This is a genomic window from Pseudomonas sp. PAMC 26793 (assembly GCF_000313235.1).
Lineage (GTDB): Bacteria > Pseudomonadota > Gammaproteobacteria > Pseudomonadales > Pseudomonadaceae > Aquipseudomonas > Aquipseudomonas yamanorum.
Window position 1 is genome coordinate 84,285 of record NZ_AMXG01000045.1, and the last position, 25,168, is coordinate 109,452.

A 25,168-nucleotide genomic window follows, 5' to 3' on the forward strand; every position below is an offset into this window, starting at 1 on the left:
TCCCAACCGCGCAAGAATGCCCTTCCCAATGAGATTTCCATGAAACGTTTCGTTCTGCTGGACACCACTCCGATCCCCGACAACGGCGGTGCCTTGTGCCTGTTCGAATACGGTGAGGATTTTGTCATCAAGATTCAGGGCGGTGACGGTGGCCAGTTGATGAACACGCGCATGCACGGTTCCGAGGATGCATTGGCGGAGATTCCGTGCCGTAAAGTCGCCGGTCGGCCCGGCTCGCGGGTGTTGATTGGCGGTCTGGGCATGGGCTTTACCCTGGCGGCGGCGCTTAAAGCTTTGGGCAAGACTGCCGAAGTGGTGGTCGCCGAACTGGTGCCCGGCGTGGTGGAGTGGAATCGCGGGCCACTGGGGGAAAAGTCCGGCCGCCCGCTGCTGGACCCGCGCACCGTGATCCGCCTGGAAGACGTGGCCAAGGTGCTGCAGGCCGAGCCCCAGGGCTTTGACGCGATCATGCTGGATGTGGACAACGGCCCCGAAGGCCTGACGCAAAAAGCCAACAGCTGGCTGTATTCCGCCGGTGGCCTCAGCGCCTGCGCCAAGGCCCTGCGGCCCAAGGGCGTACTGGCGGTGTGGTCGGCCAGCGCCGACAAGCAGTTCAGTGACAAACTGCGCAAGGCCGGCTTCAAGGCCGAGGAAGTGCAGGTGTTCGCCCATGGCAACAAGGGCACGCGGCATACCATCTGGATTGCTGAAAAGCTCAAGGGCTAAACATTCACTGCGCCGGCCGTAGGTCAGATCGACCGGCGCAGTCGATTCAAATGCCTCAAGCCTTCCAGCACCAACACCACCACCGCCAGCCAGATTGGCAGGTAGGTCATCCATTGGCCCGGCTTGAGGCTGTCTCCCAGCATCAGCGACACGGCCACCAGCAGCACCGGCTCCGCGTAACTGAGCAAACCAAACAGGCTGAACGGCAACAGCCGGCTGGCCAGGATGTAGGAATAACCCGCCGCCGCACTGACCAATCCCATGAGCGGCACCAGCCAATAGAGCGCCGGGCGTTGCGCCAGGGTCTCGCCGATGGGTTCGCCACCGAGGACAAACCACAGCGCGACCGGGATCATCAGCATCATGTCCAGCCACAGTCCGCCGAGGTTATCGGTGCCACAGCGCCGACGCAGTACGAAATACAGCGGATAACCCACGCACACCACCAGGGTGGTCCAGGAGAACCCGCCCGTGCGGTACAACTCATTGGCCACACCCACCGCCGCCAGCGCTGCGGCAATCTTTTGCAGATGTGAAAGGCGTTCGCCGTAAACGATGCGGCCGGTGATGACCATGGTCAGCGGTAACAGGAAATAGCCCAGCGACACATCCAGGCCGTGACCATTGAGTGGCGCCCACATGAAGATCCACAACTGCACCCCCACCAGCGCGCTGGTGACCACGACACAGGGCAGCAGCGCGGGTTTCTCCCGCAGCCGCTTGCAAATCAACGGCACCCACCTCCAGTCTCCGGAGAGGCACAGCAGCAACGTCATGAAGGGCAGCGAAATGAGCATTCGCCAGCCAAATATCTGCTGACCATCCAAGGGTTCAAGAAGGGAGGTAAAGAAATACAGCACGCCAAACAGGAAGGAAGCGGAAACCGCCAGAACAACACCTTTAGACACAACAGCCTCTACAAAAAATTGCATATATTTGATTGAAGCAGGCAGTTGTATTCACGTAGCGCGAATATAAGCGAGATGAACATCAGAAGTTTATTAACGAGCACCACAACTTCATAACTTGCACAGGGCAATGATCCTGAACTTTAAAATTATATAAGCCAGGCAACTCGTCGATTTTTTATTGTTCGTACGACGATCATCAGACACTTCAACCTACCCGACTTCGGTTATTTGAAGCAGCGCGCTCTGGACGAGCGACTCTGATTTGAAACGCCACAATATCAGCCATATGGGGTTGATACCGTGAAGGGGAACCCGGTTGACGGGGAACTAACAGTCGTCAGGAAAGACCTGAGACACTGAACATCTGGCGCCACTGCAGAGCACACTAACGGCAGCTGGCCAAGAGGCGCTACATTAAAGAAACCGGCAAAGTTAGTCCAACACTTTATTACCCAAATCCTATTTAAATCACCGAGGGCATTTAAATCGATATTCGCCCCGCCATTACTGTATATTCAGCCGTTATACGCCCGACAGAAACGGCGCCAGGCCGCCCCTGTCGGTTCGTCACTTAGTTACTTCTACTGTCGATAACGTAGGGCACTTTCTTCTTGAACGTATCGTTCAGTTCTTTGCGGTCAAGTGATGTGAAGCCGCCCAACTGCTGGGCGCTAAAGCCGCTGTCCCCTACCGGCGCATCGGGCGCCAGGCTGACCATGCGCTTGGCTACCGCCTCGATTGCCTTTTCATACCCGCCCTGCTTGTTCAGGTTGAACGCACTCAGATCAATCTGCGTGCGCAACCACCCTCCCCAGTAAAACTCCAGGAATTCCGGCACCACCGCACCAGAGGTCGGCTTGCCGTAGGACGCCTTGCGGGAGAAGTAAACCAGGCTGCGGAACATGTCGTCGCCCAGGTCCTTGAAGCCCAGGTGTGCCGGAATTTGCTCAGGCGTGATGGTCTTGCCCTGGCCGTCCTTGAGCCAGACCTTGCGGCCCTGCTCCATGCGTTTCCAGAAAGTCGCCAGGTCGGGACTGTCGCTGAAGTTATCGGTGACCCGCACCCACATCTTCAGTTTGGCGCCGGCACCTGGCTGCTCCCACAAGGTACTGAACGAATGGTGGCCGTCAGTAAGGTACAGCTGGCCAGCAGGGCCGACCACCACGGTTTTCATGTCCGCCGGGTGAGTCCCCACCAGGTCTTTGCAGGTAAAGCTGCCTGGTTTATGCAGGTCGGCATCTTTAGGCACCTTGCTGGCTTCGCCCTGGCCATTGGTTTCACAGTATTCGTCAAACACCTTCTTGGGTGATTCGGCAAACACCCCCAGCTTGTAATGGATCTGATCAAAGCCAATCACCGCCTGGGTAGGGTGGAGCTGCTCCAGCGCCACATCAATCAACTGGCCCGGCTGGGGCGTGGAAAACGCCTGGGCTTGAACGCTGAGGACGAATAACAGCAACGCCCACCATCCTGTATGCATCCGCATGAGTACCGCTCCTTATGAATTCAGTTCGCCGATACTACAAACAATCCCCACCACCTGCGTGTACTGCCACTGAAAAAGCCGGAGGTTTATTACCCCGCAAGCAGCTAGAATCAACGCTATCCGTGATCCACTAAAAGACAGGAGCCATGATGAGCTCGACCAACCCGCCCTCCCACACCGCCAAGCTGGACCGCATCCTCGCCGATGCCCAGCGCGACCGGGAAATGGGCTACCGCGACAAAGCCCTGAAGATGTACCCCCACGTGTGCGGCCGCTGCGCCCGTGAATTCGCCGGCAAGCGCCTGAGCGAGCTGACCGTGCACCACCGCAACCACAACCATGATGACAATCCCCAGGACGGCTCCAACTGGGAGTTGCTGTGCCTGTATTGCCACGACAACGAACACTCGCGCTATACCGACCAGCAGTATTTCGGCGAAGGCTCCACCAGCAGCCCGACGATTGCCAAGGCGACGCATAACCCGTTTGCGGCGTTGGCCGGGTTGATGAAGAAAGACGACTGAGTATCTTCGCTGAATGTGACGGCCTCATCGCGGGCAAGCCCGGCTCCCACAGGGATTGCATTCCAAATGTGGGAGCCGGGCTTGCCCGCGATAGCGATCGCCCAAGCAATACACTAGCCCGAGGCCGTATAATCGCGGCTTTTCTCGAAGGCACCCTTTCCCGTGGGCAATAAACGCTACAGCTGCATCGGTCTGTACAACCCCAAATCCCCCGAAAACGTCGGTTCGGTGATGCGCGCCGCCGGCTGCTACGGCGTGGCCTCGGTGTTCTACACCGGCAAGCGCTATGAGCGGGCCCGGGACTTTATTACCGACACCAAGAAGGTCCACCACGACATTCCGCTGATCGGTATCGACGACCTGAAAAAGATCCTGCCCCTGGGCTGCATCCCCGTCGCCGTCGAGCTGGTGGAAGGCGCCCGCCCTCTCCCCGAATACACTCACCCCGACCGCGCGCTGTATATCTTCGGCCCGGAAGACGGCTCCCTGGACAAGGAGATTCGTGACTGGTGTGAAGACGTGATCTACATCCCGACCACCGGTTGCATGAACCTCGCCGCCACCGTCAACGTGGTGCTTTACGACCGCCTGGCCAAGGGCAACAACACCCGTTCGGGCCCCAAATACTGATTTTCTGGGAACATCCGCGGCCTGTGTGCAGTCAGCTGCATATCAATCAGCCCTTGTTGGAGACAGATCATGAGCGACAGCAAAACCCTGCGACCCGTTATCCGGTCCACACCGTTCGAGCGCCAACCCACGCAAAACGTCCAGGGCTGGGAGCGCATCGGCTCCCTGGCCGGCGGTGTGGTGATGATGGGCAAGGGCCTGCGCCGTGGTGGCTTTTTCGGTTTGATCCAGGTGGCGATTGGCGGCGTGGCCCTGGCACGCGGGATCAGCGGGCACAGCTCGGCGAAAGAGTTGCTGGAGCGCAGCCGCCAGGAAATGAACACCGTGCGAACCAAGATCGAACGCGCCGGCGAGGAACTGAAGAACCTCAAGACCAAGGCTGAAGTGGCGGCCGAGCAAGCGACCAAAACTACAGGATAACTTCGATCAAATGTGGGAGCGGGCTTGCTCGCGAAAGCGGAGTGTCAGTCACTGAATGTGTTTCTGATACACCGTATTCGCGAGCAAGCCCGCTCCCACATTGGTTTCAGTGCAGCAGCTTGCTGTCGAGCACCACCGACGACTCACCCATAATGCTCTCCCCCAACTGCACAAACTCTTTTGTGCTGATGCTGTTCATGCGCATCACCGCCTGGGTCAAATCATCCAGCGAACGCTTGTTGTGGGTTTTCACACGAATCTCGCGGTCCAACTCCTGCAACAACACCACTGCCCGCGCCACTGTCGCACTGTTGGCGTGCTCGACCCGCAGGGTGGTCACGTCCTTGCCCTCTTTGGCCAGCCGGGTCTGGAGCGTGGCATAACGGTCGTCACTGATGCCGCCCGCACGGCGCATCAACTCAATGGCGTAGTACTGCGCCAGGCCCTCGCTGATCCAGTCGCTGCCCTGCTGGTCGTTGAAGCGACCGATGGCCTGCACCACTTCGCGGATTAACGGGCTGCTGCCGTTTTCGCTGACCAGCGGCGTACGGCTATTGAGGTAGATCGAGTCCCGTGCCGAGTACGCACCGCGCCGCATCGGGTCACTGGCGCCCACCACCAGGAGTTTCGCCGGGTGCCGCGGGAATGCGGCCTGCACTTGCGGCCAGACGAACGTCAGCAAGGTCAGCACATCCATGCGATGCATGCCCTGCCCTTTGGGCGACGCCACGGTGATTTCGGTTTCCCCCAGGCGCATCCTGCGGCTGCCCAACGTACCCGCGAGCATCCAGCCGGTGGGCCGGTCAAACAGGCGGGAAACATTATCGATGCGGAATTTATGCTTGCCGATGCGTGGCCAGGACGTCTCGACGCTTTTCCAGCCGGCGGGCAGTTCAAACACCAGGCGCGACACCAGTTCAGTACCGTCCTGCTGATCCAGGCGCGCGGTGGGCACAAGGTCTTCGCCACGAAACAGCGCCCAGCTCGGGGTCATGCGTGCTTCGTAAACGCCCTTCTTGCGGGCGTGGGTCAGGCGAACGCGGTAGGTCAGGCTGGCCTTGTCGGCACTGGGTTGCCACAGGCCACGGCTGGCGCCCGGCGTATTGCCCGGCAATACCTGCCACTGGCCATCGGCCTTGAAATCGCTGTAGTCGCCGTCACGGCCCAGGTCGAAGTTGAGGCTGCGCACCGCCGAGCCCTGGGACAGGCTCAGGCGCACCTCTGCCTGATCACTTTGGGGCAGCAGCTTGACGTGGTAGTCCAGGTCGACTTTCTTCGCCCAAGCCGACGTACTCAATGCCAACAACAGCAAGCTTGCCGCCAGCCGGGCTCCAACCGTCATACACACTCCTTCTCAGCCTGCGCGAAAAATCAGGTAATCCTCCCAGTCATCCTCGGGCACGCTGCCTTCGCTGAGCATGCGCCCGGACTGGGAAATGCGTTCCTGGTGCACGGCGTCGCGATCGCCGCAGACGAGGTGATGCCACAGCGGCAAGTCCTTGCGCTCACTGACCAACCGGTAACCGCAGGTGGGCGGCAGCCATTTGAACTGGTCGGCCTGGCCCGGAGTGAGCTGGATGCAATCGGGCACCGAGTCGCGACGGTTGGGATAATCGGTGCACTGGCAGGTTTTCAGGTCCAGCAGTTTGCAGGCGATACGCGTGTAGTAGACGCTGTTGTCGTCTTCATCCTCGAGCTTTTGCAGGCAGCACAGGCCGCAGCCGTCGCACAACGACTCCCACTCATCCTGGTCGAGTTGTTCGAGGGTTTTGCGGATCCAGAAAGGTTCGACTTTGGCGGCCATGGCTCTACATCAATATCGGTATGTTAAAAGGCCGCCAGTCTAGTGCCCATGGCTTCCGGGGCCAAGCGCTTACGACTGTCGGTACAACAAGACTTGTCAGCCATCCAGCGGCGAAGTAGTTTTGAACCCCGTTTTTCATCAGGATCAGCCCAATGAGCAGCAACCCTCGCGTCGCCGACTACCCGATCCACCCACAATTTACCGACCGCTGGTCGCCGCGCGCCTTCACCGGCGAAAGCATCCCGGTGGAGACCTTGTTGAGCTTCTTCGAGGCCGCGCGCTGGTCACCCTCGGCCTACAACTCGCAGCCATGGCGTTTTCTCTACGCCCGTCGCGACACGCCAAACTGGGAGCGTTTCCTGGGCCTGCTGAACGAGTTCAACCGCGGCTGGGCGCAGCATGCCTCGGCCCTGGTGATCGTCGCATCGAAGACGACCTTCACCGTCCCCGGCGCCACCGAAGAAACCCCGGCGCTGTGGCACACCTTTGACACCGGCTCGGCCTGGGGCCACCTGGCGCTGCAAGCCAGCCTCAGCGGCTGGCACACACACGGCATGGCCGGTTTCGACCAGGAACTGACCCGCAAGGAGCTGAAGATTCCTGAAGGTTACGCCCTGCACGCAGCCGTGGCGATTGGCAAGTTGGGGGACAAGTCGACCCTGCCTGACTACCTGCAAGCCCGGGAAACCCCGAGCCCGCGCAAGCCGTTGAGCGAGTTGGTGTCGGAAGGCGACTTCAACCTGTAAGACAATACGGGAGCCGGCTGCCCGGCTCCCGCACTATCAGTAACCGCGCTCGAAACTCACTTCCCCGCGCAACGCTTCCTGCGCCTGATACGCTCGCAAATTCTCGACAAACAACTGCACCATCATCCCCGGCGAAGTCGGCGCCGAGCTGTGGCCGGTGAGCAGCAAGCCCCAGGCAGTCCAGAACGGATGGCGCTGTGGCAAGGGTTCCTGACGGCAAACGTCGATCACCGCGCCGGCCAGATGGCCTTCCTTCAACGCTTCCACCAGGTCTGCATCGACCACTGCCACACCGCGCCCGACGTTGATAAACAACCCGGTCGGCTTGAACTGCTTGAACAGCGCGGCATCGTACAAATCATGGGTATTCGGCGTGTTGGGCAGCAGGTTGACCACGTAGTCCACCTCGCCTACCAGGCGCGGCAATTCTTCGAGCCCTGCGACTTCGATAAACGGCGCCTGCTCACGGGCTTCGCTGGCGATGCCATACAACTCAACACCAAACGGCAGCAGGAATTGCGCAACGCTACGGCCGATATCACCGGTACCGACGATCAGCACCTTGCGCCCCGCCAGGCTTTGGCCCATGCGGTTGTCCCACTTGCGCTCGACCTGGCTGACCAGCCGCGCCAGCACTTCACGCTCATGGCCGAGCATGTAAGTCAGCACGTATTCGGCCATTACCTGGCCAAAGATACCCACGGCACGGGTCAGGCGGTAATCCCGGGGCAGGCCTTCAGCCAACAGCGGCGTGATGCCGGCCCAGGTGGACTGCAGCCATTGTGGCTGGTGGCCCTGACGCAGCAAGGTGGCCAACAGGTCCGGCTGGCCCAGCCACACCGGGCAATCGGCCGCCAGGCGCGACAATTCGGCGGAGTCGCCGCTGGTCATGACCTCAAGGTCCGGCGCCGCTTCGCGCAGCAGCCGGGCGTACAGCGGGTGATCGTGTTCAGCAATCAGAACGCGCATGGTTCAAACCTTTCAAAAACACTGCAGGCGGCCGCCGACGCAGTTCGCTGTCCGTTGCGGCCACCGCCAAAAATTGAATTCCATTGATGATGTGCCCCGAACGGGGCACTGACCGATCACATCGGGTCATTACGTCGCAGCAGCTCTTCGGGCAAGTGTTCGATGTACTCGTCCTCGGCCGGCGGCATTTGCAGGTGGTAACCCTGCTTCTCGAGGTTCTCCAGAACCACGGTGATGTCCTCGCGGGACAGCTTGCGCTCCGGGCTCAGCACTAGGTCAAAGGCGTGTTGCGGCTTGCCGAAGGCAGCCAGCAGACTTTCCGGCACGCGCTCCAGTGCATCGCTTTTCAGCACGTAGAGGTACATCTCGTTTCGTTTGAGGCTGCGATAGATGGAGCAAATACGTTTCAAGGCTGTTCTCCGGCATTGGCCAGGCTGTCCAGCAGTGCCTGGCCCATCAATTCGCGGCGCCAGCCACGCAGCGAATCTGGCAATTGGTAAGGCCCCTCGGGGTAGCCGCTCTTGACCAGGGCTTCGAGGGTTTTCTTGCGCAGCATCAGTTCCGGCGCCATGTCCAGGCGTTCAGCCTCGGCCTGGCCCAGGGCGCGCAGTTGCTTGATCAGCGCGGCGGCGTCCACCGGCAATGGCTCGGCAACCGCCGGTGGCCATTGGTCCATGGGCACGCTGCCGGCACGCTTGATCAGGCCCAGCAGGAACTCGCCGTCCTGGCGCACGGTGCGCGGGTGCATGTCTTCGATTTTGCCCAGCGCGGCGAGGTTATCCGGCTGGGATTTGGCCAGGGGCCATAACGAGTGTTCACGAATGATCCGGTTGCGCGGCAAGTCCCGGGCACGGGCCTGCTGCTCCCGCCAGGCGCACAGTTCGCGCAATACCGCGAGCTGGGCACGGGACAGTTTCCAGGCCAGCTTGGCGTCGCGGTAGACCTCGTACGGGTCGACTTCGCGGCGCAGGTTGGCCACCAGTTCGGCACCGTCTTCCAGGACCCACGCGTATTTGTCGTCGGACAGCTTCGGACGCAGGCGTGTGTAGACTTCCGCCAGGTGCACCGCGTCTTCGGCGGCGTAGCTGATTTGCGTCTCGGACAATGGCCGCTGCAGCCAGTCCGAACGGGTTTCACCCTTGGGCAGGTCGATATCGAGGACGGCTTGCACCAACCGCGAATAGCCCATGGAGAAACCGAGGTTCAAATACGCCGCCGCCAGTTGGGTGTCGAACAACGGCACCGGCAGGCTGCCAGTCAGGCGCAGCAACACTTCCAGGTCTTCGCTGCAGGCGTGCACTACCTTGATCACCGCCGGGTTTTCCAGCAAGGCGGCCAAGGGTTGCCAGTTGTCGATGGTCAGGGGGTCGATCAGGTAAGCGCGAACGCCATCACCAATCTGGATCAGCCCGGCAATGGGATAAAAGGTGTCGACCCGCATGAATTCGGTGTCGAGGGCGACGAATGGCAACTGCTGCCATTCGGCGCAGTGCTGGCCGAGGCTATCGTTGTCGCAGATCCAGTGAATATCGATGGCCACACGGCTCTCCCTTGAAGAATGGCGCGCAGTATATATCGCGAAAGGGAGTTGCGAGCATTCGCAGTACAGCATCCGCCATGAAAACTCTTACAGGAGCTGAAGAATAGTCCGACAGCCGGTACTTATCCTCTCTTGCGAAGGACGTACACGCGCCACATGGCCGAGCCGGGCAGGAATTCCTGTTGATTGAGGACCTTGAAGCCGGCCTGGCGAAACTCCGCTTCCACCTGCGCCCGATGGCTGGCAACCGCCGCCAGTGCGGGCTGCACAGCCCGGTAGCCGCTGTCACTGTTGACCGAGACGATCACCGTGTCACGGCTCACCCGGTGAAACTCCCCGAGCAGGGCCAGGCGCCCTTCTGCCGTGGGCACATGGCGAAACAACTCCAGGCAAAAAATGCAGTCCACTGCGTTGGCCGACAGCCCGATGGAAAACGCCGAGCCCTGGAAGGTCTTGATCCGCTTGAGCAAGCCCGGCGCGTGGTGAGTGCGGGCGTGGTCGAGCATGTCTTGGGAGTTGTCCGACGCGAGGATCACCCGGTTGCTGTGCTCGGCCAGCACCGGCCAGAACCGCCCGGTACCGCATGCCAAATCGAGGATCAGCCCCGGCTCGCCAGCGATTTTCAGCGCGCGGCGCACCAACCGCTCATCGCGCCACAACCCCAGGCGCCGCAACAGGCCCGGCGGACGTGTGTCCGCGCAGACCCGGGCATGCTCCTGGCCTGTGCGTTCGGCAAATTCAATCTCGATGGAAGACGGCGGTTGCGACGGCATCACACGACTCTGTTAATGGATCAGACATTCGCAGCTTAACCACCGTCTCGTGAAAAAAAGGTCGAAGGATTGTTCACCGTTCATACCGATCCAGTATCCAGCGCGCAGCCTGTCTGTTAACTGTCTGTGATCAAGGCTTCATCTTCAGGCCTGATGCAAATACCAGCGCCAGTCCTGCTCGCCCACCTCGCCCATGAACTGGCGGTACTCGGCCCGCTTGACCGCCAGGTACACGCCAAGGAATTCGCGGCCAAACGCCTCCCGCGCCCAAGCCGAGCCTTCAAGCGCACGCAAGGTGGTCAGCCAATCGGTCGGCAGCAACTCCTTGGCCTGGGCATAACCGTTGCCCTCCACCGGCGCGCCGGGGTCGCGCTGTTCGCGGATGCCGCGGTGAATACCGGCCAGAATCGCGGCTGCCGCGAGGTACGGGTTGGCGTCGGCGCCGCAGATACGGTGCTCGATATGCCGGGAAAACGCCGGCCCGCCGGGTACTCGCAGCGTGACGGTGCGGTTGTCCACGCCCCAAGTGGCGGCCAGCGGCGCGTAGCTGTTGGTCTGGAAGCGCCGATAAGAGTTGGCGTTCGGGCAGAACATCAGCAACGAGTCGAGCAACGTACTGAGCATGCCGCCCACCGCATGGCGCAACAGCGGCGTGCCGTCGGGCGCTTCGCTGGCAAACAGGTTATTGCCGTCGCGGTCCGCCAGGCTGACGTGCATGTGCATGCCGGTGCCGGCTAGGTCATCGAAAGGCTTGGCCATGAAACACGCGGTCATTCCGTGCTTGTGGGCCACGCCTTTGACTAGGCGCTTGTAACGCACTGCTTCGTCCATGGCTTGCAGGGCATCGCTGCGATGTTCCAGGGTGATTTCCACCTGGCCCGGGGCGTATTCGGAAATCGCCGTGCGCGCCGGGATGCCCTGGAGTTTGCAGGCGCTGTAGAGGTCGGCGAGAAACGGTTCGATCTGCTCCAGTTCTCGCAGGCCGTAGACCTGGGTCGAGCGTGGACGGCCGCCATCGACATCCCGCGCCGGTTGCGGGCGGCCGTTGCTGTCGGGCTTCTGGTCGAGCAAGTAAAACTCCAGCTCCGCCGCCATCACCGGGTAATAGCCGTCGGCCTTGAGGTCGTCGATCACCTTGGCCAGCAAGTGCCGGGGATCGGCCACGGTGGCGGGCATGCCTTCGGTGGGATGCATGCTGACTTGCACCGCCGCCGTCGGAATCAGCCGCCACGGCATACGCTGCAAGCTGCCGCTGACCGGGTAGGCACGGCAGTCGATATCGCCGACTTCCCAGACCAGCCCGGAGTTCTCCACGTCGTCGCCATTGATGGTCAGGCCGAGGATGGTACTCGGCAGCGGCCGGCCACTTTCATACACCGCCAGCAGTTCATCGCGGTGCAACAGCTTGCCCCGGGGCACGCCGTTGTTATCGAGGATGAACAGCTCGAACATCTCGATATCCGGGTTCTGTTCAAGAAAGGAGTGGGCTTCGTGCAAGGTGGCAAAGGGCGTGCTCATGGGCATTCTCATACGTTCGCGTGAGGCAGGCGCACAGGCGCTGCCGGGCAGATGCGCGGGGCATCCATGGGGCCAATCAACGTAGGAGAAAGGTGTCCGGTGGGCGTGCGTGGCGGCAGTGCCACAGCGCCCAGAAGGCGAGCTCGGAGGGAAGCGCATCAGCGGTGATCCGACGACGATCCGGACGGCTGGACGCAGCAGCGCCTGGCGATGTCTCAGTGTGTGTGTCGGGGGAACCGTCCATGCGCAAATCACAGTGAAGAGATGCCGGGCAGCCTCACACGCGAGGTTAAGCCGTTAAATCCAGTCTTGACGGAGTTTGGTTGTGCCATGGCTAAACATTTGCAAATAATGGCGGCCCTGCCCATGCCCAAGGACCCGACCGCATGAAAGCTTTGCTGACCCTTTCCCTGCTGGCTGGCCTGTCCGCCCAAGCTCTCGCCGACAGCCCTGTGTCGCGCCTGGATGAAGTGCTCCAGCGCGGTGAAATGACCGTCTGCACCACCGGCGACTACAAGCCCTACACCTATCTGCGCCCGGACGGCAGCTACGAAGGCATCGACATCGCCATGGCCCAATCCCTGGCCAAGAGCCTTGGGGTTGAGGTGAAGTGGGTGCCGACCACCTGGAAAACCCTGATGCCGGACTTCCTGGCCCAGCGCTGTGACATTGCGGTGGGCGGTATTTCGGTGTCCCTGGAGCGGCAGAAGAAGGCATTTTTCAGCCAGCCATTGGGCGTCGACGGCAAGATCCCGCTGGTGCGCTGCGCCGATGTGCAGCGCTATCAGACCGTCGAGCAGATCAACCAGCCGCAGGTTCGGGTGATCGAGCCTTCGGGCGGCACCAATGAAGTGTTCGCACGGGCGCACTTGGGTAAAGCGCAACTGACGCTGTTCCCGGATAACGTGACGATTTTTGAAGAGCTGCTGGCCAACAAGGCCGACGTGATGATCACCGACGCCAGCGAAGCCCGGTATCAGCAAAAACTCAAGCCGGGGCTGTGTGCGGTGAACCCCGAGCGGTACATGCAGTACAGCGAGAAAGCGTTTTTACTGCCTCGCGATGACGTGGCCTGGAAGAGTTATGTGGACCAGTGGCTGCACTTGAGCACGGTGACCGGCGTGTACGACGGCATCATCAATCAGTGGTTGGCTGCGCCCTGACCAATTCAACAAATGCCCTGCACGCGGCACTGCGGTAAGCCCCCTTGCGACTGAGCAACGCCGCCGCGCGTTGCGGCAACGGCGGGCTCAGCGGCATCGCCTGCAACCCCGGCTGTACCTGGGCAATGGCGCTGGGCAAGATGGTTACCAGCGCCGTGTTGCGTACGATTTCGATAATTGCACTGATGGAATTGGCCTCCATGGCAATCAGCGGTTTCACCGCCTGGCTGCGAAAATACTCATCGATATAGCGGCGTGTGGCGAAGCCCGAGTTCAGCAACACCAACGGTTGTTGAAGCCATGACTGTTGGCCGATATCCGAATGGCCAGCACTCACCACCACACTCAACGCCTCGACAAACACCCCTTCACATTCGATATCCGGCAAATGCTCGCCGGTGAAACCGATGCCGATATCCAATAAATCCTCGGTCAGCGCCGCCTCCATGCGGTCCTGGGTCAGTTCCTCGACGCTCACCGTTATGCCCGGGTACAAACCGTTAAAACGCGCCAGCAAAGGCCCGCTCAAGTAGGCGGTAAACGTCGGGGTCATGGCCAGGCGCAAGTTGCCACGGCTCAAGTCCTGCACGTCATGCATGGCGCGGGTGCCGGCCTGCAGATCCTGCAAGGCCAGGCGCGCAAACCGTACATAGGCCTCGCCCGCGTCGGTGAGGCTGACGCTTCTGCCAGAACGATCCAGCAGCGGCGCGCCCAGGGTATCTTCCAGTTGCTTGATCTGCTGGGACAAGGTCGGCTGCGACACATGCAGCGCCTCCGCCGCCCGGGTGAAATTACGGTGCTCGGCAACGGCCAACAGGTAGCGAATATGACGCAGCAACATGGGTGGCGCTCCAACTATAGGCATGACTTATAGAAACCATAATAAGCCGGTCTTGGACGCTATAGCTGAAAACTTCCATCCTTGCCCCATCAGCGACGCAAGGAGAACCACCATGCAAGACCTCATCGACGGCTTTCGCAAGTTCCAGGGTGAAGCCTTCACCCAACGCAGCGACCTGTTCAAACACCTGGCGACCACGCAAAACCCTGGCACGTTGTTCGTGTCCTGTTCCGACAGCCGTGTAGTACCAGAGCTGTTGACCCAGCAGGAACCCGGCGACCTGTTTGTAATCCGTAACGCCGGCAACATCGTGCCGTCCTACGGCCCTGAGCCCGGTGGAGTGTCGGCCACCGTCGAATACGCAGTAGCCGTTCTCGGCGTCAGCGATATCGTGATCTGCGGCCACTCCGACTGCGGCGCCATGACGGCCATTTCCACCTGCAAATGCCTTGATCACTTGCCTGCCGTGGCCAACTGGCTGCGCCATGCCGAGTCGGCCAAGGTGATCAACGCCGCTCGCACTCACGCCTCCGATGCCGACCGGCTGAACTCACTGGTGCGGGAAAACGTGGTCGCCCAACTGGCCAATCTCAAGACCCACCGTTCCGTGGCCCTGGCCCTGGAACAAGGCCGGCTGAGCCTGCACGGCTGGGTCTACGACATCGAAAGCGGCGGCATCGACGCCCTGGATGGCCGCAGCGGGCGCTTCGTGTCACTGCTGGACAACCCGACTACCCGCGCCCACGCCGCCTGAACCTTATTCAACCCCAAGAGGAAATCATCATGTTGCAATCCCAATTCGCCCAATCCCCACGCCTGGCCCTGGCCGACACCGTCATCGACATCAAGGCGCGCAAGAACCTGTCGTGGCAGGACCTCACCGACGGCACCGGCCTGAGCCTGGCGTTCGTCACCGCCGCCCTGCTCGGCCAGCATCCACTGCCGAAAGACGCTGCCGATGTGGTCTGCGACAAGCTCGGCCTCGACCAGGACGCCAGTCGCCTGCTGCAAACCGTGCCCCTGCGTGGCAGCTTCCCCGGCGGTGTGCCGACGGACCCGACCATGTACCGCTTCTATGAAATGCTGCAGGTCTACGGTTCGACCCTCAAGGCCCTGGTGCACGAGCAGTTTGGCGACGGCATCATCAGCGCGATCAACTTCAAGCTGGACATCAAGAAGGTCGAAGACCCGGACGGCGGCTCCCGCGCGGTGATCACCCTGGATGGCAAATACCTGCCGACCAAACCGTTCTGATTTGCCGGTAAACCGTCTACGCTCTTGGCACACCAACAAGAACGAGGGACGGGTAATGAAGGCAATGCTCCGAGCCACCTGGCTGCTGCTGTTGTGTTTTGGCCAGGTGCACGCCGCCACCGCTGAGGAGGCGGATGCCCAAGCCGCCAAGGCCTTGTTGGAAAAGGCCTTGGCGTATTACCAGAGCAATGGCGACAAAGCCTTTGCGGCGTTCAGCCGACAGGGTGAGTTCGTCGGTCAGGACCGTTATGTGTTCGTGGTCAACACCAAGGGCGTGCTGCTGGCAAGTGGCGGGCCCTCTTCTGCGTTGATCGGGCGCAATGTTTCCGAGGTGCTGGGGCCGGATTTGAACAAGTCGTTCAAGGATGCGTTGGCAGTGCCTGAGGGCAGTGGCATTCAGCAGGCCGATTACCGTTGGCAGAACTGGAATGACGGTAAGGTGGAGCGCAAGCATGTGTATTACCAGCGCGTCGGGCAGCGGATTCTAGCCGTCGGCTACTACCTGCCGCGGGCTACGCCGGAACATGCGAAGTCTTTGCGGGACAAGGCGGTCAAGGCGTTGGAGAAGGACCCGGCCGGGACGCTCAAGGCGATCAACGCCATGCAGGGCGGCTTTTTGCAGGATGATCTGTATGTGTTTGTGGTTGACCTCGATACCCACCGCTACGTGGCCCATGGCACGACTCCGCGGCTGGTGAATACGGATTTCAGCAAGATCAAGGACCCCGACGGGAAGCCGGTGGGTGAGCCGATCCTGGCGGTCATGGCCGAGCAGGACCAGGGGGAATATCGATACCGCTGGAAAAATCCGGTGACCGGGAAGGTTGAGAACAAGCATGCGTACTTGCGCAAAACCGGACACTTCATGGTGGCTGTGGGGTATTACAGTCCGTGAAGGTCACCTATTTAAATGCTGGAACGCTATCGAATGTGGGAGCGGGCTTGCTCGCGAATGCGGTCTGTCAGCTGATAAATAGGCTGGCTGATGCACCGCATTCGCGAGCAAGCCCGCTCCCACATTTTAATCGTAACGCCCTGATTTTTTTCAGCCGGAAAACTTCCTTTGTCGACGGCGGAGTATTTCCCTGATCCGTTTTCGCCTGTAGCGAAGCTCGAGGAACTTTCCACGCATTTCCCGGTGGCGCCTGCTGTTAAGTATCAGCAGGCCCAATAACGGCCAAAATAGACTTTCTGCGTAAATGAATTTGTTTGGAGAGAACTGAATTGTCGGCAGTGCCGTCAACAGACAAACAATAAAGTAGACCACTAGAGCCCACACCCACTTGGATCGCCCATATAAAACCATGAAATTGCTGAGCGTAATAACCATACTCAAAGCCATACACACTCCAAACTCCACCCTGGCGCCAACTTCCAAAGGCACAGCCCGAAAATAAGTGCTCCCAGCCAACGAAACGGTTGCTGTGCCTCCGACAAAGGCTACATAAATCCCTGCCATCAGGACAGGAAGGTAACGCGCTAGAAAAGGACGAAGGGAAAGCAACAGAATCACTCTGGCATCTCCTCATACAGTCCGACTGCGATGATTCTGATATTCCCGGCCAAGGCGCTACTGGCTATTCCAAGCGCAGCTCCCAACGCCTCTTGTATCTGGATAAATGTGCCCTGCCTGATTTCAGTGGGTGTATGCCGCTTGGGCATAGCTCCCGTCATTTGCTTGAGCTTGATCATTCTGCGAGTCATTTCTGGATGCTTAACGCTCAGCAGCTCACTCGTTAGCCTTGCACGTTCTTGACGATTAAGCCCTTTGAGAACCTGACGCGGCGTTTTACCGGTCGATGTCTTGGCCACGTTCACCAATTTGACGGTTGTCAACAATGAGGTACCTGCTCCCAATAATGAAACAGAATCCAGTCCGATCATTACGTTCTGATACCACTCTTCGCTATCCAAGTAGTCATTACGAGCGGGATTCACCAATTCGTTACGAACTCGGAAAAACCCATTAATGCATTGAGCACCGCTTGCCAACCCGGCTGAAACACCAATGGCAGCGACCACGCCCGAGGCGCCGGCACTGAACGGGATTAGTGAAGCGCCACTCATCGCAACCCTCCAACTCATCCAGGCAGCTGTGCAGGCCAGCGCCATATTCACCAACTCAAACACCACCTGCGATTCCCGCGGCTCATGCTCCAGCCGCCGAATAAACTCCACTCTCCCGACAGAGCGCGGTGCCTCGCGCAAAATCACCTTCTTCGGCACGATGCTGCAAATCGGCTGGAACTCACGCAACACAACCGCCCGTAAATTCCCGTCGAGATACACCACCCCGGCCCCGACAATGGCGGGATCGGCGTCGATGGCAGCAAACAGACGGCGCACGTCGATGCTGCTTTCCACCCGCTGCCGGGTAGTGAGATGGGCACTGGGAAAGCCGTCTTTCAGTAAGCTGGAAGTCATCCCTTTACTCCTTGGTCTTAAAGAGCGCAGAGCGTAAAGATTCAATCCCCTCGAAGAATGTCGGAAAACTCCTCTTTTCCAGACAGGCACTTCCTGATCACTTCCCACGGTCTTGTGGGCAATATCCGAATTAAGAAAAGGTACGTCCCCCCGCCACTACCGGCGAAACATAAGAGGGAACGACGATGGCAACTGATATGTTTTTGAAACTGGGCGACATCAAGGGAGAGTCAAGGGACCAGGTCCATCGCGACGAGATCGATATCACCGAGTGGAACTGGGGGATGTCCCAATCCGGCTCCATGCATACCGGCACTGGCGGTGGCGCCGGCAAGGTCAACATGGACAACCTGATGATCACCAAGCGTATGGATAAATCCTCGCCCAACCTGATGATGGGCTGCTCCACTGGCAAGCATTATCCCGAAGCCAGGCTGGTAGTCCGCAAGGCAGGGGGCGACAGCGCCGTAGAGTATCTGGTGATCACTTTGAAGGAAGTCATGGTCACCTCCTACCAAGCCGATGCAACGGAAACCCTGGATGTACTGACCGAGATTATCGGCCTGAATTTCGCCAAGGTCGAAGTCAGCTATCAGCCGCAAAAGGCCGACGGCGGCAAGGATGGCGGCGCCGTCAAGTACGGCTGGAATATCCGCGAGAACATCAAAGTGTGATCGAATGTGGGAGCGGGCTTGCTCGCGAATGCGGTGTATCAGCCAGCCTATTTATCAGCTGACAGACCGCATTCGCGAGCAAGCCCGCTCCCACATTTAATCTTCATTGTTCCAACTATTTGGCCTTGTCTTCCCGCCCCCGCAACACGCGATTTGGCATGGCAATCGCCGCCGCCAACCCCAACAACGACACCCCGGCACTGACCATCAGCAAATGCCGAAAGGTAATCAGCAACTCCCCCCGCAAAGCATCCTGCGCCGGCCCAGGCGCCGCATTCAAACCATCCAGCAGCACATTCCCGGAACTCCCCTCCGCGACCAGCGCCCCACTGGCCAGGTGCGCAAAACTGGAGTCCTGCAACAACGCCAGCAACAGCGCCGACATGCATGCCACCCCGACCGCACCGCCCAGGGAACGGAACAGGTTGGTGGTGCTGGTCGCCACCCCGATATCCCGCTGCTCCACCGAGTTCTGCGTGCCCACCAGCGAAGTCGGAAACTGCATCCCGGCGGCAATCCCACACAGCAACATAAACAAACTGGTCACTGCCACAGCCTGCGGCGCACTGAGGGCCATGCCGAGAATCGCGATCGGGCTCAGGACAGCGCCAATCAGAATCATCGGCTTATAGCGCCCAGTCACCGAGGTCATACGCCCGGCGAAGTACGCGCCCATCGGCAAGCCCATCGCCAGCGGCAGCAAGTGCAAGGCGGCGCTGTCGGCACCGGAACCGGTCACGGTCTGGTAGCGCAGCGGCATCAACACCGTCAGGGAAATTGTCTGGAAACTGGTAAAGAAAATCGTGCACCAGCACAACACCGCACTGCGGTTGGCAAACAAGTGCATCGGCAGCAACGGCTCCCGCGCCCGGCGTTCGTGCCACACAAACACCGTCAACGCCACCAGAGCGCAGGCCAACAAGCCCAGCACTTCATCGTCGCGCCAATGATGGCCCTGGCCGATTTCGGTGATGCCCAGCAACAGCGCCGTCAAACCGACGATCATCAACACAGTGCCGAGATAGTCGATCACCGGCTTGCGCTGCGGCACCGGCAGCCCCACCAACGTGCGATGGGCCACCCACCAGGCACCCGCGCCCAGCGGCAGGTTGATCAGGAACACCCAGCGCCACGACAGGTACTCGGTCATGTAGCCACCCAACACCGGGCCGGCGACGCTCGCCACCGCGTACATGCTGCTGAAGTAGCCCTGGTAACGCCCACGCTCACGGGGCGGAATGATGTCGCCGATAATCGCCTGGCTGACCGAAATCATCCCGCCGGCACCAATGCCCTGGAGGATCCGCGCCAGCACCAGTTGCTCCATGCTCTGGGCCATGCCGCAAAACAGCGAGGCGATGGTGAACAGGCCCATGCCGATCAGCATCATCGGCCGGCGCCCGTACAGGTCACCGAGCTTGCCGTAGATCGGCACTGCCACGGTCATCGCCACCATGTAGCCGGAGATCACCCAGGCCAGCAGGTTGACGTCATGGAACTGGGCGGAAATCGCCGGCATGGAGACGGCGACGATGGTCTGGTCCAGGGCCCCGAGAAAGATCGCCATCATCAAGGCGACAAGGACACTGCGAACAGCAGGTGTGGCGGGCTGATTGAGGTTGGTCACGGCAGAACCTGCGAGCAAGGCCCACGGGAAAAGGAAGCCCGCGGGAATGCTCGTCAGTGTACTAGATAGCTGGCTATTCGATAGTCTCGTAAGGAAGTCCGACGTAATTTTCTGCAATGGTTTTACGCCCGGCTTCGGAGTCGACGAAGTATTCCAATTCGCTCTGGGCGATGCGCTGGCTGAAGCCGTCCGCTTCAGGGAATTGGTGCAACATCGAGGTCATCCACCAGGAAAACCGTTCGGCCTTCCAGATCCGCCGCAGGCAAATCTGTGAGTATTTCTCCAGTAATTCCACCCTGCCCTCGCGGTACACCTTGAGCAGGATATTGAACAAGGTGCTGACATCACTGGCCGCCAGGTTCAAGCCCTTGGCGCCGGTGGGCGGCACGATGTGGGCGGCGTCCCCCAGCAGGAACAGACGACCGTATTGCATCGGCTCCACCACGAAACTGCGCAATGGCGCGATGCTCTTTTCGATGGACGGGCCCGTCACCAGTTGCTCGGTGAGTGCCTGAGGCAAACGGGTTTTCAGTTCATCCCAGAAGCGCTCGTCGGACCAGTCGTCGACCGACTCATCGGCCGGCACTTGCAGGTAATAGCGGCTGCGGGTCGGTGAACGCATGCTGCACAGGGCAAAGCCGCGCTCGTGCTTGGCGTACACCAGTTCCTCGTGGATCGGCGGCGTGTCGGCGAGAATGCCAAGCCAACCGAACGGATACACCCGTTCAAAGATTTTCAGCGCCTCAGCGGGAATCGACTGACGCGCCACACCATGGAAACCGTCACAGCCGGCGATGTAGTCGCAGTCCAGCCGGTACTGCTCGCCTGCGTGCTCGAAGCTCAGCCACGGCTCTGCGCTTTTCAAATCATGGGGCTGCACGTTGCTGGCAGCGTACAGAGTAGTGGCACCGCTGGCCTGGCGCGCGGCCATCAGGTCGCGGGTGACCTCGGTCTGACCGTAGATCATCACCGTCTTGCCGCCGGTCAGCGCCTTGAGGTCGATGTGGGTCAGTTGCCCGTTCAGTGCCAGCTCAAAGCCCTCATGCACCAGGCCTTCGACATCCATCCGCGCACTGACGCCGGCCTGGCGCAACAGGTCGACCATGCCCTGCTCCAGCACCCCGGCCCGGATGCGGCCTTGCACGTAATCCGGCGTCTGGCGCTCAAGAATAAGGGTTTCAATCCCGGCGTTGTGCAACAGTTGACCGAGCAGCAGCCCCGAAGGACCGGCGCCGATGATGGCGACTTGGGTTTTCAGCGTTTTCATTATTTTTATGGCCCGCAAGCTTCACCCGAACGTATCCGGTGAAAGAGTTGTCATTGAAGGTGTTGCTGGCATTTTTCACTTGAGTGCCCGGCATAAGAAGGTGAAAACTGAGCCCAAAGCTGCGCTTTTCGCCAATCAGGGCGATTACCGCACAACTCTCCCGAAGTATCGGATGAAGCCATGACCAAAACTGCCAGTGCCGCGATTCCAGTGTTCAAGCTCTACGGTGAAAGCCAGCAATGGCCGACCCCGGATTTGTTGCACTGTGAAACCATCTCCCGGCGCAGCCGTGAGTACCAGTGGGAAATCCAGCCCCACCGGCATGCGGACCTGTGTCAGTTGTTGTACGTGCACAAGGGCCAGGCGCAGCTGGAGATCGAAGGCCAGCGCAGCACCCTGAACGAATCGACGCTGCAGGTACTGCCGCCGTTATGCGTGCATGGTTTTCGGTTTTCCGAGGACGTCGAAGGCTTTGTGGTCACCCTGGCCGCGCCGCTGATGGCGCATTTGCAAGGGCAACTGGGCGCGGCGCTGGATGGCCTGAACGCCTTGGGCAGCTATCCCGCCGGCAACGACAGTGACTACCTCAACAGCCTCTTTACGCGCTTGCAGGACGAGTACGCCAGCGATCAACCGGCGCGGGACATGATGATGCACGCGCTGGTCAGCGTGCTGCTGGTGTGGATCAGCCGCCAGGCCATTCAGCGCCGGCATCCACGGGCGCCACGGGGCCGCGAATACTTCCGCCGGTTCACCCAGTTGGTGGAGCTGCATTACCGCGAGCATCCGAAAATCGAAGACCTGGCCCACAAGCTCGGGATCTCGGTCTCACACCTGAACGGTACGTGTCGGGAGTTGGGCGGGCAGCCCGCGTTGCAGATCATGCACGACCGCCAGTTGCTGGAAGCCAAGCGCCTGCTGACTTACACCAGCATGACCATCAATGAGATGTCGGAGGTTTTGGGCTTCTCCGATCCGACCAACTTCTCACGGCTGTTTCGCCGACGCGTCGGGTTCTCCCCGAAGGCGTTTCGGGAGCAGTTGAAAGCCGACCAGGACGCTAGCGAAGCGAACTGAAAGCGGCCATGTGGCCAACGCATTGACCGTGATTGCAGCTGGAGGCGAAGCCCGGCTGCATGCGGGCCTATTCGACGCGGTAGGCGGCAGTGCCATAGAGCGCTGTGGCGGCGGCGCACAGGGTGAAAATCATCAGGTACTTTCTTGTTTTGATCGACATGATGCTGACCTCTGACCGGATCAAGAAGGTGCTTTGATAAGCATAGGTCAGCTGAGGCAAGTCGCCATTATCCGGCGACATTCAACCTGTTTATGTCGGCTCAGAGACCGACGTCCCACACCGGCTCCTCCGGAAACCTCAGTACCAGGAAGTCCAGCAGGCTGCGTAGCGCCGCCGGCATGTGCTTGCGCGAGGCGTACACCGCGTAGATGTTCATCTGCTGCGGCTCGGCCTCGGGCAACAAGCGGATCAACTCGCCACTGCGGATGTAGTCGCCCGCCTGATAACTCGGCAGCCGCGACACCCCGGCGCCCGCCAGCGTCACCCGCAGCAACGTACTGGCCTCGTTGGCGCTGATATTGCCTTGCACCGGCACCGACACCGGCTCGCCGTTTTCCATGAAGTGCCACAGGCTTTTGCCGAAGTAGGAGTGAGTCAGGCAATTGTGCCGGGCCAGGTCCTGTACCCGCTGGGGTTGCGGATGCTCCAGCAGGTAAGCGGGCGAGGCGCAGATCACCGAACGGCACAGCGTGAGGCGGCGGGCGATCAGGTTGGGGTCCAGTTCAAAGCTGGTGCGGATCGCCAGGTCGATGCGCTCATCCACCAGGTTCACGGTGCGATCGAGCATCTGCATATCAACGCTGACCAGCGGGTAGCGCTTGACGTATTCGGCCATGGCATCGGCCAACTGCGCCTGGCCGAACGAGGTGCTGACACTCAGGCGCAGCAGGCCACGGGGCGCTTCGTCCGGTTCGCTGACGGCGGCCTGCATGTCGCTGCACAATTCCAGCATCTGCCGGCAACGGGGCAAGGTTTCGCTGCCGGCGGCGGTCAGGCTGAGCTTGCGGGTGGTGCGGTGCATCAGGCGCGCGCCGACCCAGTCTTCCAGCTCCGCCAGGTAGCGCGACACCACCGGGCGAGAAAGGTCCAGGTGGTCGGCCGCTGCAGACTGGCTGCCCAAGTCCACCACGGCCACAAACACGCGCATTGCTTGAAGACGATCCATGATTTGCCCGCTTTTAGAAACAAACTATGTCCAAGCATCGCATTTTTTGTAGCGTTTGGTGCAACTAAGCTCTGTCCACACCTACCGATGACTGGAGCAGCACATGTTTGGATTCTCCCCGCTCAAGCGCGTGGCCCTGGCCGCCGCCACCCTGGCCTTCGCCGCGCACGCCACGGCTGCCGACTTGACTCTGGACGCCTACAACCCGGGCGAAACCGCGATGATGCCGGTCACCTCGGTACTGGTCAGCGGCGACAAAGACGCGATCCTGGTGGACGCCCAATTCGGCAAGACCCAAGCCGAGCAACTGGTGCAAAAAATCCGCGCCAGCGGCAAGCGCCTGACGACCATCTACATCAGCCACGGCGACCCGGACTACTACTTCGGCCTCGACACCCTGACCGCCGCCTTCCCCCAGGCCAAAGTACTGGCGCCGCAGCCGGTGGTGGACCATATCAAGGCAACCGTTGAACACAAGCTGGCGTTCTGGGGCCCGAAACTGGGGGCCGACAAGCCAGCCAAAGCCGTCATCCCCCAGGTACTTGAAGGCCACAGCCTGACCCTCGAAGGCAAGCAACTGGAAGTGATCGGTCTGGACGGGCCGCAGCCGGACCGCACCTTTGTGTGGATCCCGTCGATCAAGGCAGTGGTGGGGGGTGTGGTGGTCTCCGAGAACATTCATGTGTGGATGGCCGATACGCAGACCGCGAAGTCCCACTCCGATTGGCTGGCAACCCTGCAACGTATCCAGGACTTGAAACCGCGCACCGTGATTCCGGGTCACTACCTGGGGACACCGTCGCTCAAATCCGTAGCGTTCACCGCCGACTACATCAAGGCGTTTGACGAAGAAACCGCCAAGGCCAAGGACTCCGCCGCCCTGATTGCGGCGATGCAAAAGCGTTACCCGAACCTGGGCGACGAAAGCACCCTGGAACTGGGCGCCAAAGTTGCCAAGGGCGAAATGCAGTGGTGAGTTGATTCAACCCTTAACCGTACTGGAGAACGTCATGAGCAAGATCGCAATCATTGGTGCCACCGGTCGTGCCGGTAGCCAACTGCTGGAAGAAGCGCTGCGTCGCGGGCACACCGTCACGGCCATCGCTCGCAATACCGACAAGATTGGCGTACGCCCTGGGGTCACCGTCAAGCAAGTGGATGCACTGGATGCCCAGGCGCTGGAACAGGCCATCCGCGGCAACGACGTGGTGATCAGCGCGGCGCACTTCGCCACCCTGCCTGCGGAAGCGGTGATCAACCCGGTGAAAAAAGCCGGCGTGAAGCGCCTGCTGGTGGTGGGCGGTGCCGGTTCGCTGCTGTTGCCAGGCGGCAGCCGGGTGATCGACAGCCCGGGCTTCCCCGAGGAATACAAAGCCGAAGCCAGCGCCGGCAGTGTCTTCCTCGACACCCTGCGCCAGGAAAAAGACCTGGACTGGACCTTCCTGTCGCCTTCGGCGGAGTTCGTCGAGACCGCACGCACCGGCAAATTCCGCCTGGGCCAGGATGAATTGCTGGTGAGCAGTGAAGGCCGCAGCTGGATCAGCTTTGCCGACTTTGCGATTGCGCTGATTGACGAAGTGGAAACACCGAAGCATTCGCGCCAGCGGTTCACCGTCGGCTACTGACAC

At 60.4% G+C, this 25,168-nt stretch carries 28 protein-coding genes; 13 read left to right on the plus strand and 15 right to left on the minus strand.

Translation table 11 applies throughout. The features are described 5' to 3' along the window. Positions 1–39 precede the first annotated feature (39 nt). Entirely contained in the window at positions 40–726 is a 687-nt protein-coding gene (locus tag D109_RS0124385; RefSeq protein ID WP_017479184.1) for a spermidine synthase, read from the plus strand. Positions 727–749: 23 nt separating this feature from the next. Here D109_RS0124385 and rarD read toward each other — a convergent pair whose 3' ends face one another. Continuing rightward, positions 750–1,634, minus strand: coding sequence for an EamA family transporter RarD (gene rarD, locus D109_RS0124390; RefSeq protein WP_026078197.1), 885 nt, complete (start codon positions 1,632–1,634; stop codon positions 750–752). 574 nt (positions 1,635–2,208) lie between these two features. Further along, a complete protein-coding gene (locus D109_RS0124395; RefSeq protein WP_017479186.1) occupies positions 2,209–3,123 on the minus strand; it encodes a ParB/Srx family N-terminal domain-containing protein in 915 nt (304 codons plus the stop codon). 149 nt (positions 3,124–3,272) lie between these two features. On the opposite strand from D109_RS0124395, the gene D109_RS0124400 reads away from it, so the two are divergent. From D109_RS0124400 to D109_RS0124410, 3 genes are all read left to right on the plus strand, one after another. Continuing rightward, positions 3,273–3,647, plus strand: a complete 375-nt coding sequence (locus D109_RS0124400; RefSeq protein WP_003210675.1) for a YajD family HNH nuclease — start codon at positions 3,273–3,275, stop codon at positions 3,645–3,647. 162 nt (positions 3,648–3,809) lie between these two features. Beyond that, complete coding sequence (locus D109_RS0124405; protein WP_003210674.1) at positions 3,810–4,277, plus strand: RNA methyltransferase; 468 nt, start codon at positions 3,810–3,812, stop codon at positions 4,275–4,277. Between the two features lie 69 nt (positions 4,278–4,346). After that, entirely contained in the window at positions 4,347–4,697 is a 351-nt protein-coding gene (locus tag D109_RS0124410; protein ID WP_017479187.1) for a DUF2892 domain-containing protein, read from the plus strand. A gap of 106 nt (positions 4,698–4,803) precedes the next feature. Here the strand turns inward: D109_RS0124410 and D109_RS0124415 are convergent, their stop codons facing one another. Continuing rightward, a complete protein-coding gene (locus tag D109_RS0124415; RefSeq protein WP_017479188.1) occupies positions 4,804–6,039 on the minus strand; it encodes a hypothetical protein in 1,236 nt (411 codons plus the stop codon). A gap of 12 nt (positions 6,040–6,051) precedes the next feature. After that, positions 6,052–6,501, minus strand: a complete 450-nt coding sequence (locus D109_RS0124420) for a YcgN family cysteine cluster protein (RefSeq protein WP_010176530.1) — start codon at positions 6,499–6,501, stop codon at positions 6,052–6,054. A 152-nt stretch (positions 6,502–6,653) separates the two neighbouring features. On the opposite strand from D109_RS0124420, the gene D109_RS0124425 reads away from it, so the two are divergent. Next, the gene (locus tag D109_RS0124425; protein ID WP_017479189.1) at positions 6,654–7,247 is read left to right on the plus strand and encodes a nitroreductase family protein; all 594 of its coding nucleotides are present in this window, start codon (positions 6,654–6,656) and stop codon (positions 7,245–7,247) included. A gap of 36 nt (positions 7,248–7,283) precedes the next feature. Here D109_RS0124425 and D109_RS0124430 read toward each other — a convergent pair whose 3' ends face one another. From D109_RS0124430 to D109_RS0124450, 5 genes are all read right to left on the minus strand, one after another. Next, positions 7,284–8,216 carry a D-2-hydroxyacid dehydrogenase gene (locus tag D109_RS0124430; RefSeq protein WP_017479190.1) on the minus strand — a complete coding sequence of 311 codons (933 nt, stop codon included), beginning with the start codon at positions 8,214–8,216 and terminating at the stop codon, positions 7,284–7,286. Positions 8,217–8,332: 116 nt separating this feature from the next. Continuing rightward, positions 8,333–8,626 carry a YcgL domain-containing protein gene (locus D109_RS0124435; RefSeq protein WP_017479191.1) on the minus strand — a complete coding sequence of 98 codons (294 nt, stop codon included), beginning with the start codon at positions 8,624–8,626 and terminating at the stop codon, positions 8,333–8,335. Continuing rightward, positions 8,623–9,756 carry a ribonuclease D gene (gene rnd / locus D109_RS0124440; RefSeq protein ID WP_017479192.1) on the minus strand — a complete coding sequence of 378 codons (1,134 nt, stop codon included), beginning with the start codon at positions 9,754–9,756 and terminating at the stop codon, positions 8,623–8,625. The genes D109_RS0124435 and rnd overlap by 4 nt, the downstream gene beginning before the upstream one ends. 122 nt (positions 9,757–9,878) lie before the next feature. Further along, positions 9,879–10,529: a class I SAM-dependent methyltransferase gene (locus tag D109_RS0124445; RefSeq protein WP_017479193.1), complete on the minus strand. Its 651-nt coding sequence runs from the start codon at positions 10,527–10,529 to the stop codon at positions 9,879–9,881. 144 nt (positions 10,530–10,673) lie between these two features. Next, the gene (locus D109_RS0124450; RefSeq protein ID WP_017479194.1) at positions 10,674–12,047 is read right to left on the minus strand and encodes a glutamine synthetase family protein; all 1,374 of its coding nucleotides are present in this window, start codon (positions 12,045–12,047) and stop codon (positions 10,674–10,676) included. Positions 12,048–12,433: 386 nt separating this feature from the next. Between D109_RS0124450 and D109_RS0124455 the strand changes: the two genes are divergently transcribed. Further along, entirely contained in the window at positions 12,434–13,210 is a 777-nt protein-coding gene (locus D109_RS0124455) for a transporter substrate-binding domain-containing protein (protein ID WP_017479195.1), read from the plus strand. On the opposite strand, the gene cynR is transcribed toward D109_RS0124455, so the two are convergent. Further along, complete coding sequence (gene cynR, locus D109_RS0124460; protein WP_017479196.1) at positions 13,185–14,051, minus strand: transcriptional regulator CynR; 867 nt, start codon at positions 14,049–14,051, stop codon at positions 13,185–13,187. The genes D109_RS0124455 and cynR overlap by 26 nt on opposite strands. A gap of 112 nt (positions 14,052–14,163) precedes the next feature. Here cynR and D109_RS0124465 point away from each other — a divergent pair, with 112 nt between their 5' ends. Genes D109_RS0124465 through D109_RS0124475 form a run of 3 tightly spaced genes read left to right on the plus strand, consistent with a single transcriptional unit; the run spans position 14,164 to position 16,200 of the window. Then, the gene (locus tag D109_RS0124465; RefSeq protein WP_017479197.1) at positions 14,164–14,805 is read left to right on the plus strand and encodes a carbonic anhydrase; all 642 of its coding nucleotides are present in this window, start codon (positions 14,164–14,166) and stop codon (positions 14,803–14,805) included. Positions 14,806–14,834: 29 nt separating this feature from the next. Further along, complete coding sequence (gene cynS, locus D109_RS0124470; protein WP_003210659.1) at positions 14,835–15,305, plus strand: cyanase; 471 nt, start codon at positions 14,835–14,837, stop codon at positions 15,303–15,305. Positions 15,306–15,360: 55 nt separating this feature from the next. Continuing rightward, complete coding sequence (locus tag D109_RS0124475; protein ID WP_026078198.1) at positions 15,361–16,200, plus strand: cache domain-containing protein; 840 nt, start codon at positions 15,361–15,363, stop codon at positions 16,198–16,200. 150 nt (positions 16,201–16,350) lie between these two features. Here the strand turns inward: D109_RS0124475 and D109_RS1000000134655 are convergent, their stop codons facing one another. Both D109_RS1000000134655 and D109_RS0124485 read right to left on the minus strand, forming a co-directional pair. Further along, a complete protein-coding gene (locus tag D109_RS1000000134655) occupies positions 16,351–16,818 on the minus strand; it encodes a hypothetical protein (RefSeq protein WP_017479199.1) in 468 nt (155 codons plus the stop codon). Then, on the minus strand, positions 16,815–17,729 hold the full coding sequence (locus D109_RS0124485; protein ID WP_017479200.1) for a hypothetical protein: 915 nt from the start codon (positions 17,727–17,729) through the stop codon (positions 16,815–16,817). Before D109_RS0124485 ends, D109_RS1000000134655 begins: the two co-directional genes overlap by 4 nt. Before the next feature lie 185 nt (positions 17,730–17,914). On the opposite strand from D109_RS0124485, the gene D109_RS0124490 reads away from it, so the two are divergent. Further along, a complete protein-coding gene (locus tag D109_RS0124490) occupies positions 17,915–18,403 on the plus strand; it encodes a type VI secretion system tube protein Hcp (protein ID WP_026078199.1) in 489 nt (162 codons plus the stop codon). Positions 18,404–18,518: 115 nt separating this feature from the next. Here the strand turns inward: D109_RS0124490 and D109_RS0124495 are convergent, their stop codons facing one another. Then, a complete protein-coding gene (locus D109_RS0124495) occupies positions 18,519–20,030 on the minus strand; it encodes an MDR family MFS transporter (protein WP_026078200.1) in 1,512 nt (503 codons plus the stop codon). 73 nt (positions 20,031–20,103) lie between these two features. Beyond that, positions 20,104–21,288 carry a 4-hydroxybenzoate 3-monooxygenase gene (gene pobA / locus D109_RS0124500; RefSeq protein ID WP_177027179.1) on the minus strand — a complete coding sequence of 395 codons (1,185 nt, stop codon included), beginning with the start codon at positions 21,286–21,288 and terminating at the stop codon, positions 20,104–20,106. A gap of 189 nt (positions 21,289–21,477) precedes the next feature. On the opposite strand from pobA, the gene D109_RS0124505 reads away from it, so the two are divergent. Beyond that, complete coding sequence (locus tag D109_RS0124505; protein ID WP_017479204.1) at positions 21,478–22,374, plus strand: helix-turn-helix domain-containing protein; 897 nt, start codon at positions 21,478–21,480, stop codon at positions 22,372–22,374. Between the two features lie 260 nt (positions 22,375–22,634). On the opposite strand, the gene D109_RS0124515 is transcribed toward D109_RS0124505, so the two are convergent. Beyond that, a complete protein-coding gene (locus tag D109_RS0124515; RefSeq protein WP_026078201.1) occupies positions 22,635–23,540 on the minus strand; it encodes a LysR family transcriptional regulator in 906 nt (301 codons plus the stop codon). A gap of 103 nt (positions 23,541–23,643) precedes the next feature. Here D109_RS0124515 and D109_RS0124520 point away from each other — a divergent pair, with 103 nt between their 5' ends. Continuing rightward, complete coding sequence (locus D109_RS0124520) at positions 23,644–24,516, plus strand: MBL fold metallo-hydrolase (RefSeq protein ID WP_017479207.1); 873 nt, start codon at positions 23,644–23,646, stop codon at positions 24,514–24,516. 34 nt (positions 24,517–24,550) lie between these two features. Continuing rightward, positions 24,551–25,165, plus strand: coding sequence for an NAD(P)-dependent oxidoreductase (locus D109_RS0124525; protein WP_017479208.1), 615 nt, complete (start codon positions 24,551–24,553; stop codon positions 25,163–25,165). Positions 25,166–25,168: the final 3 nt, after the last annotated feature.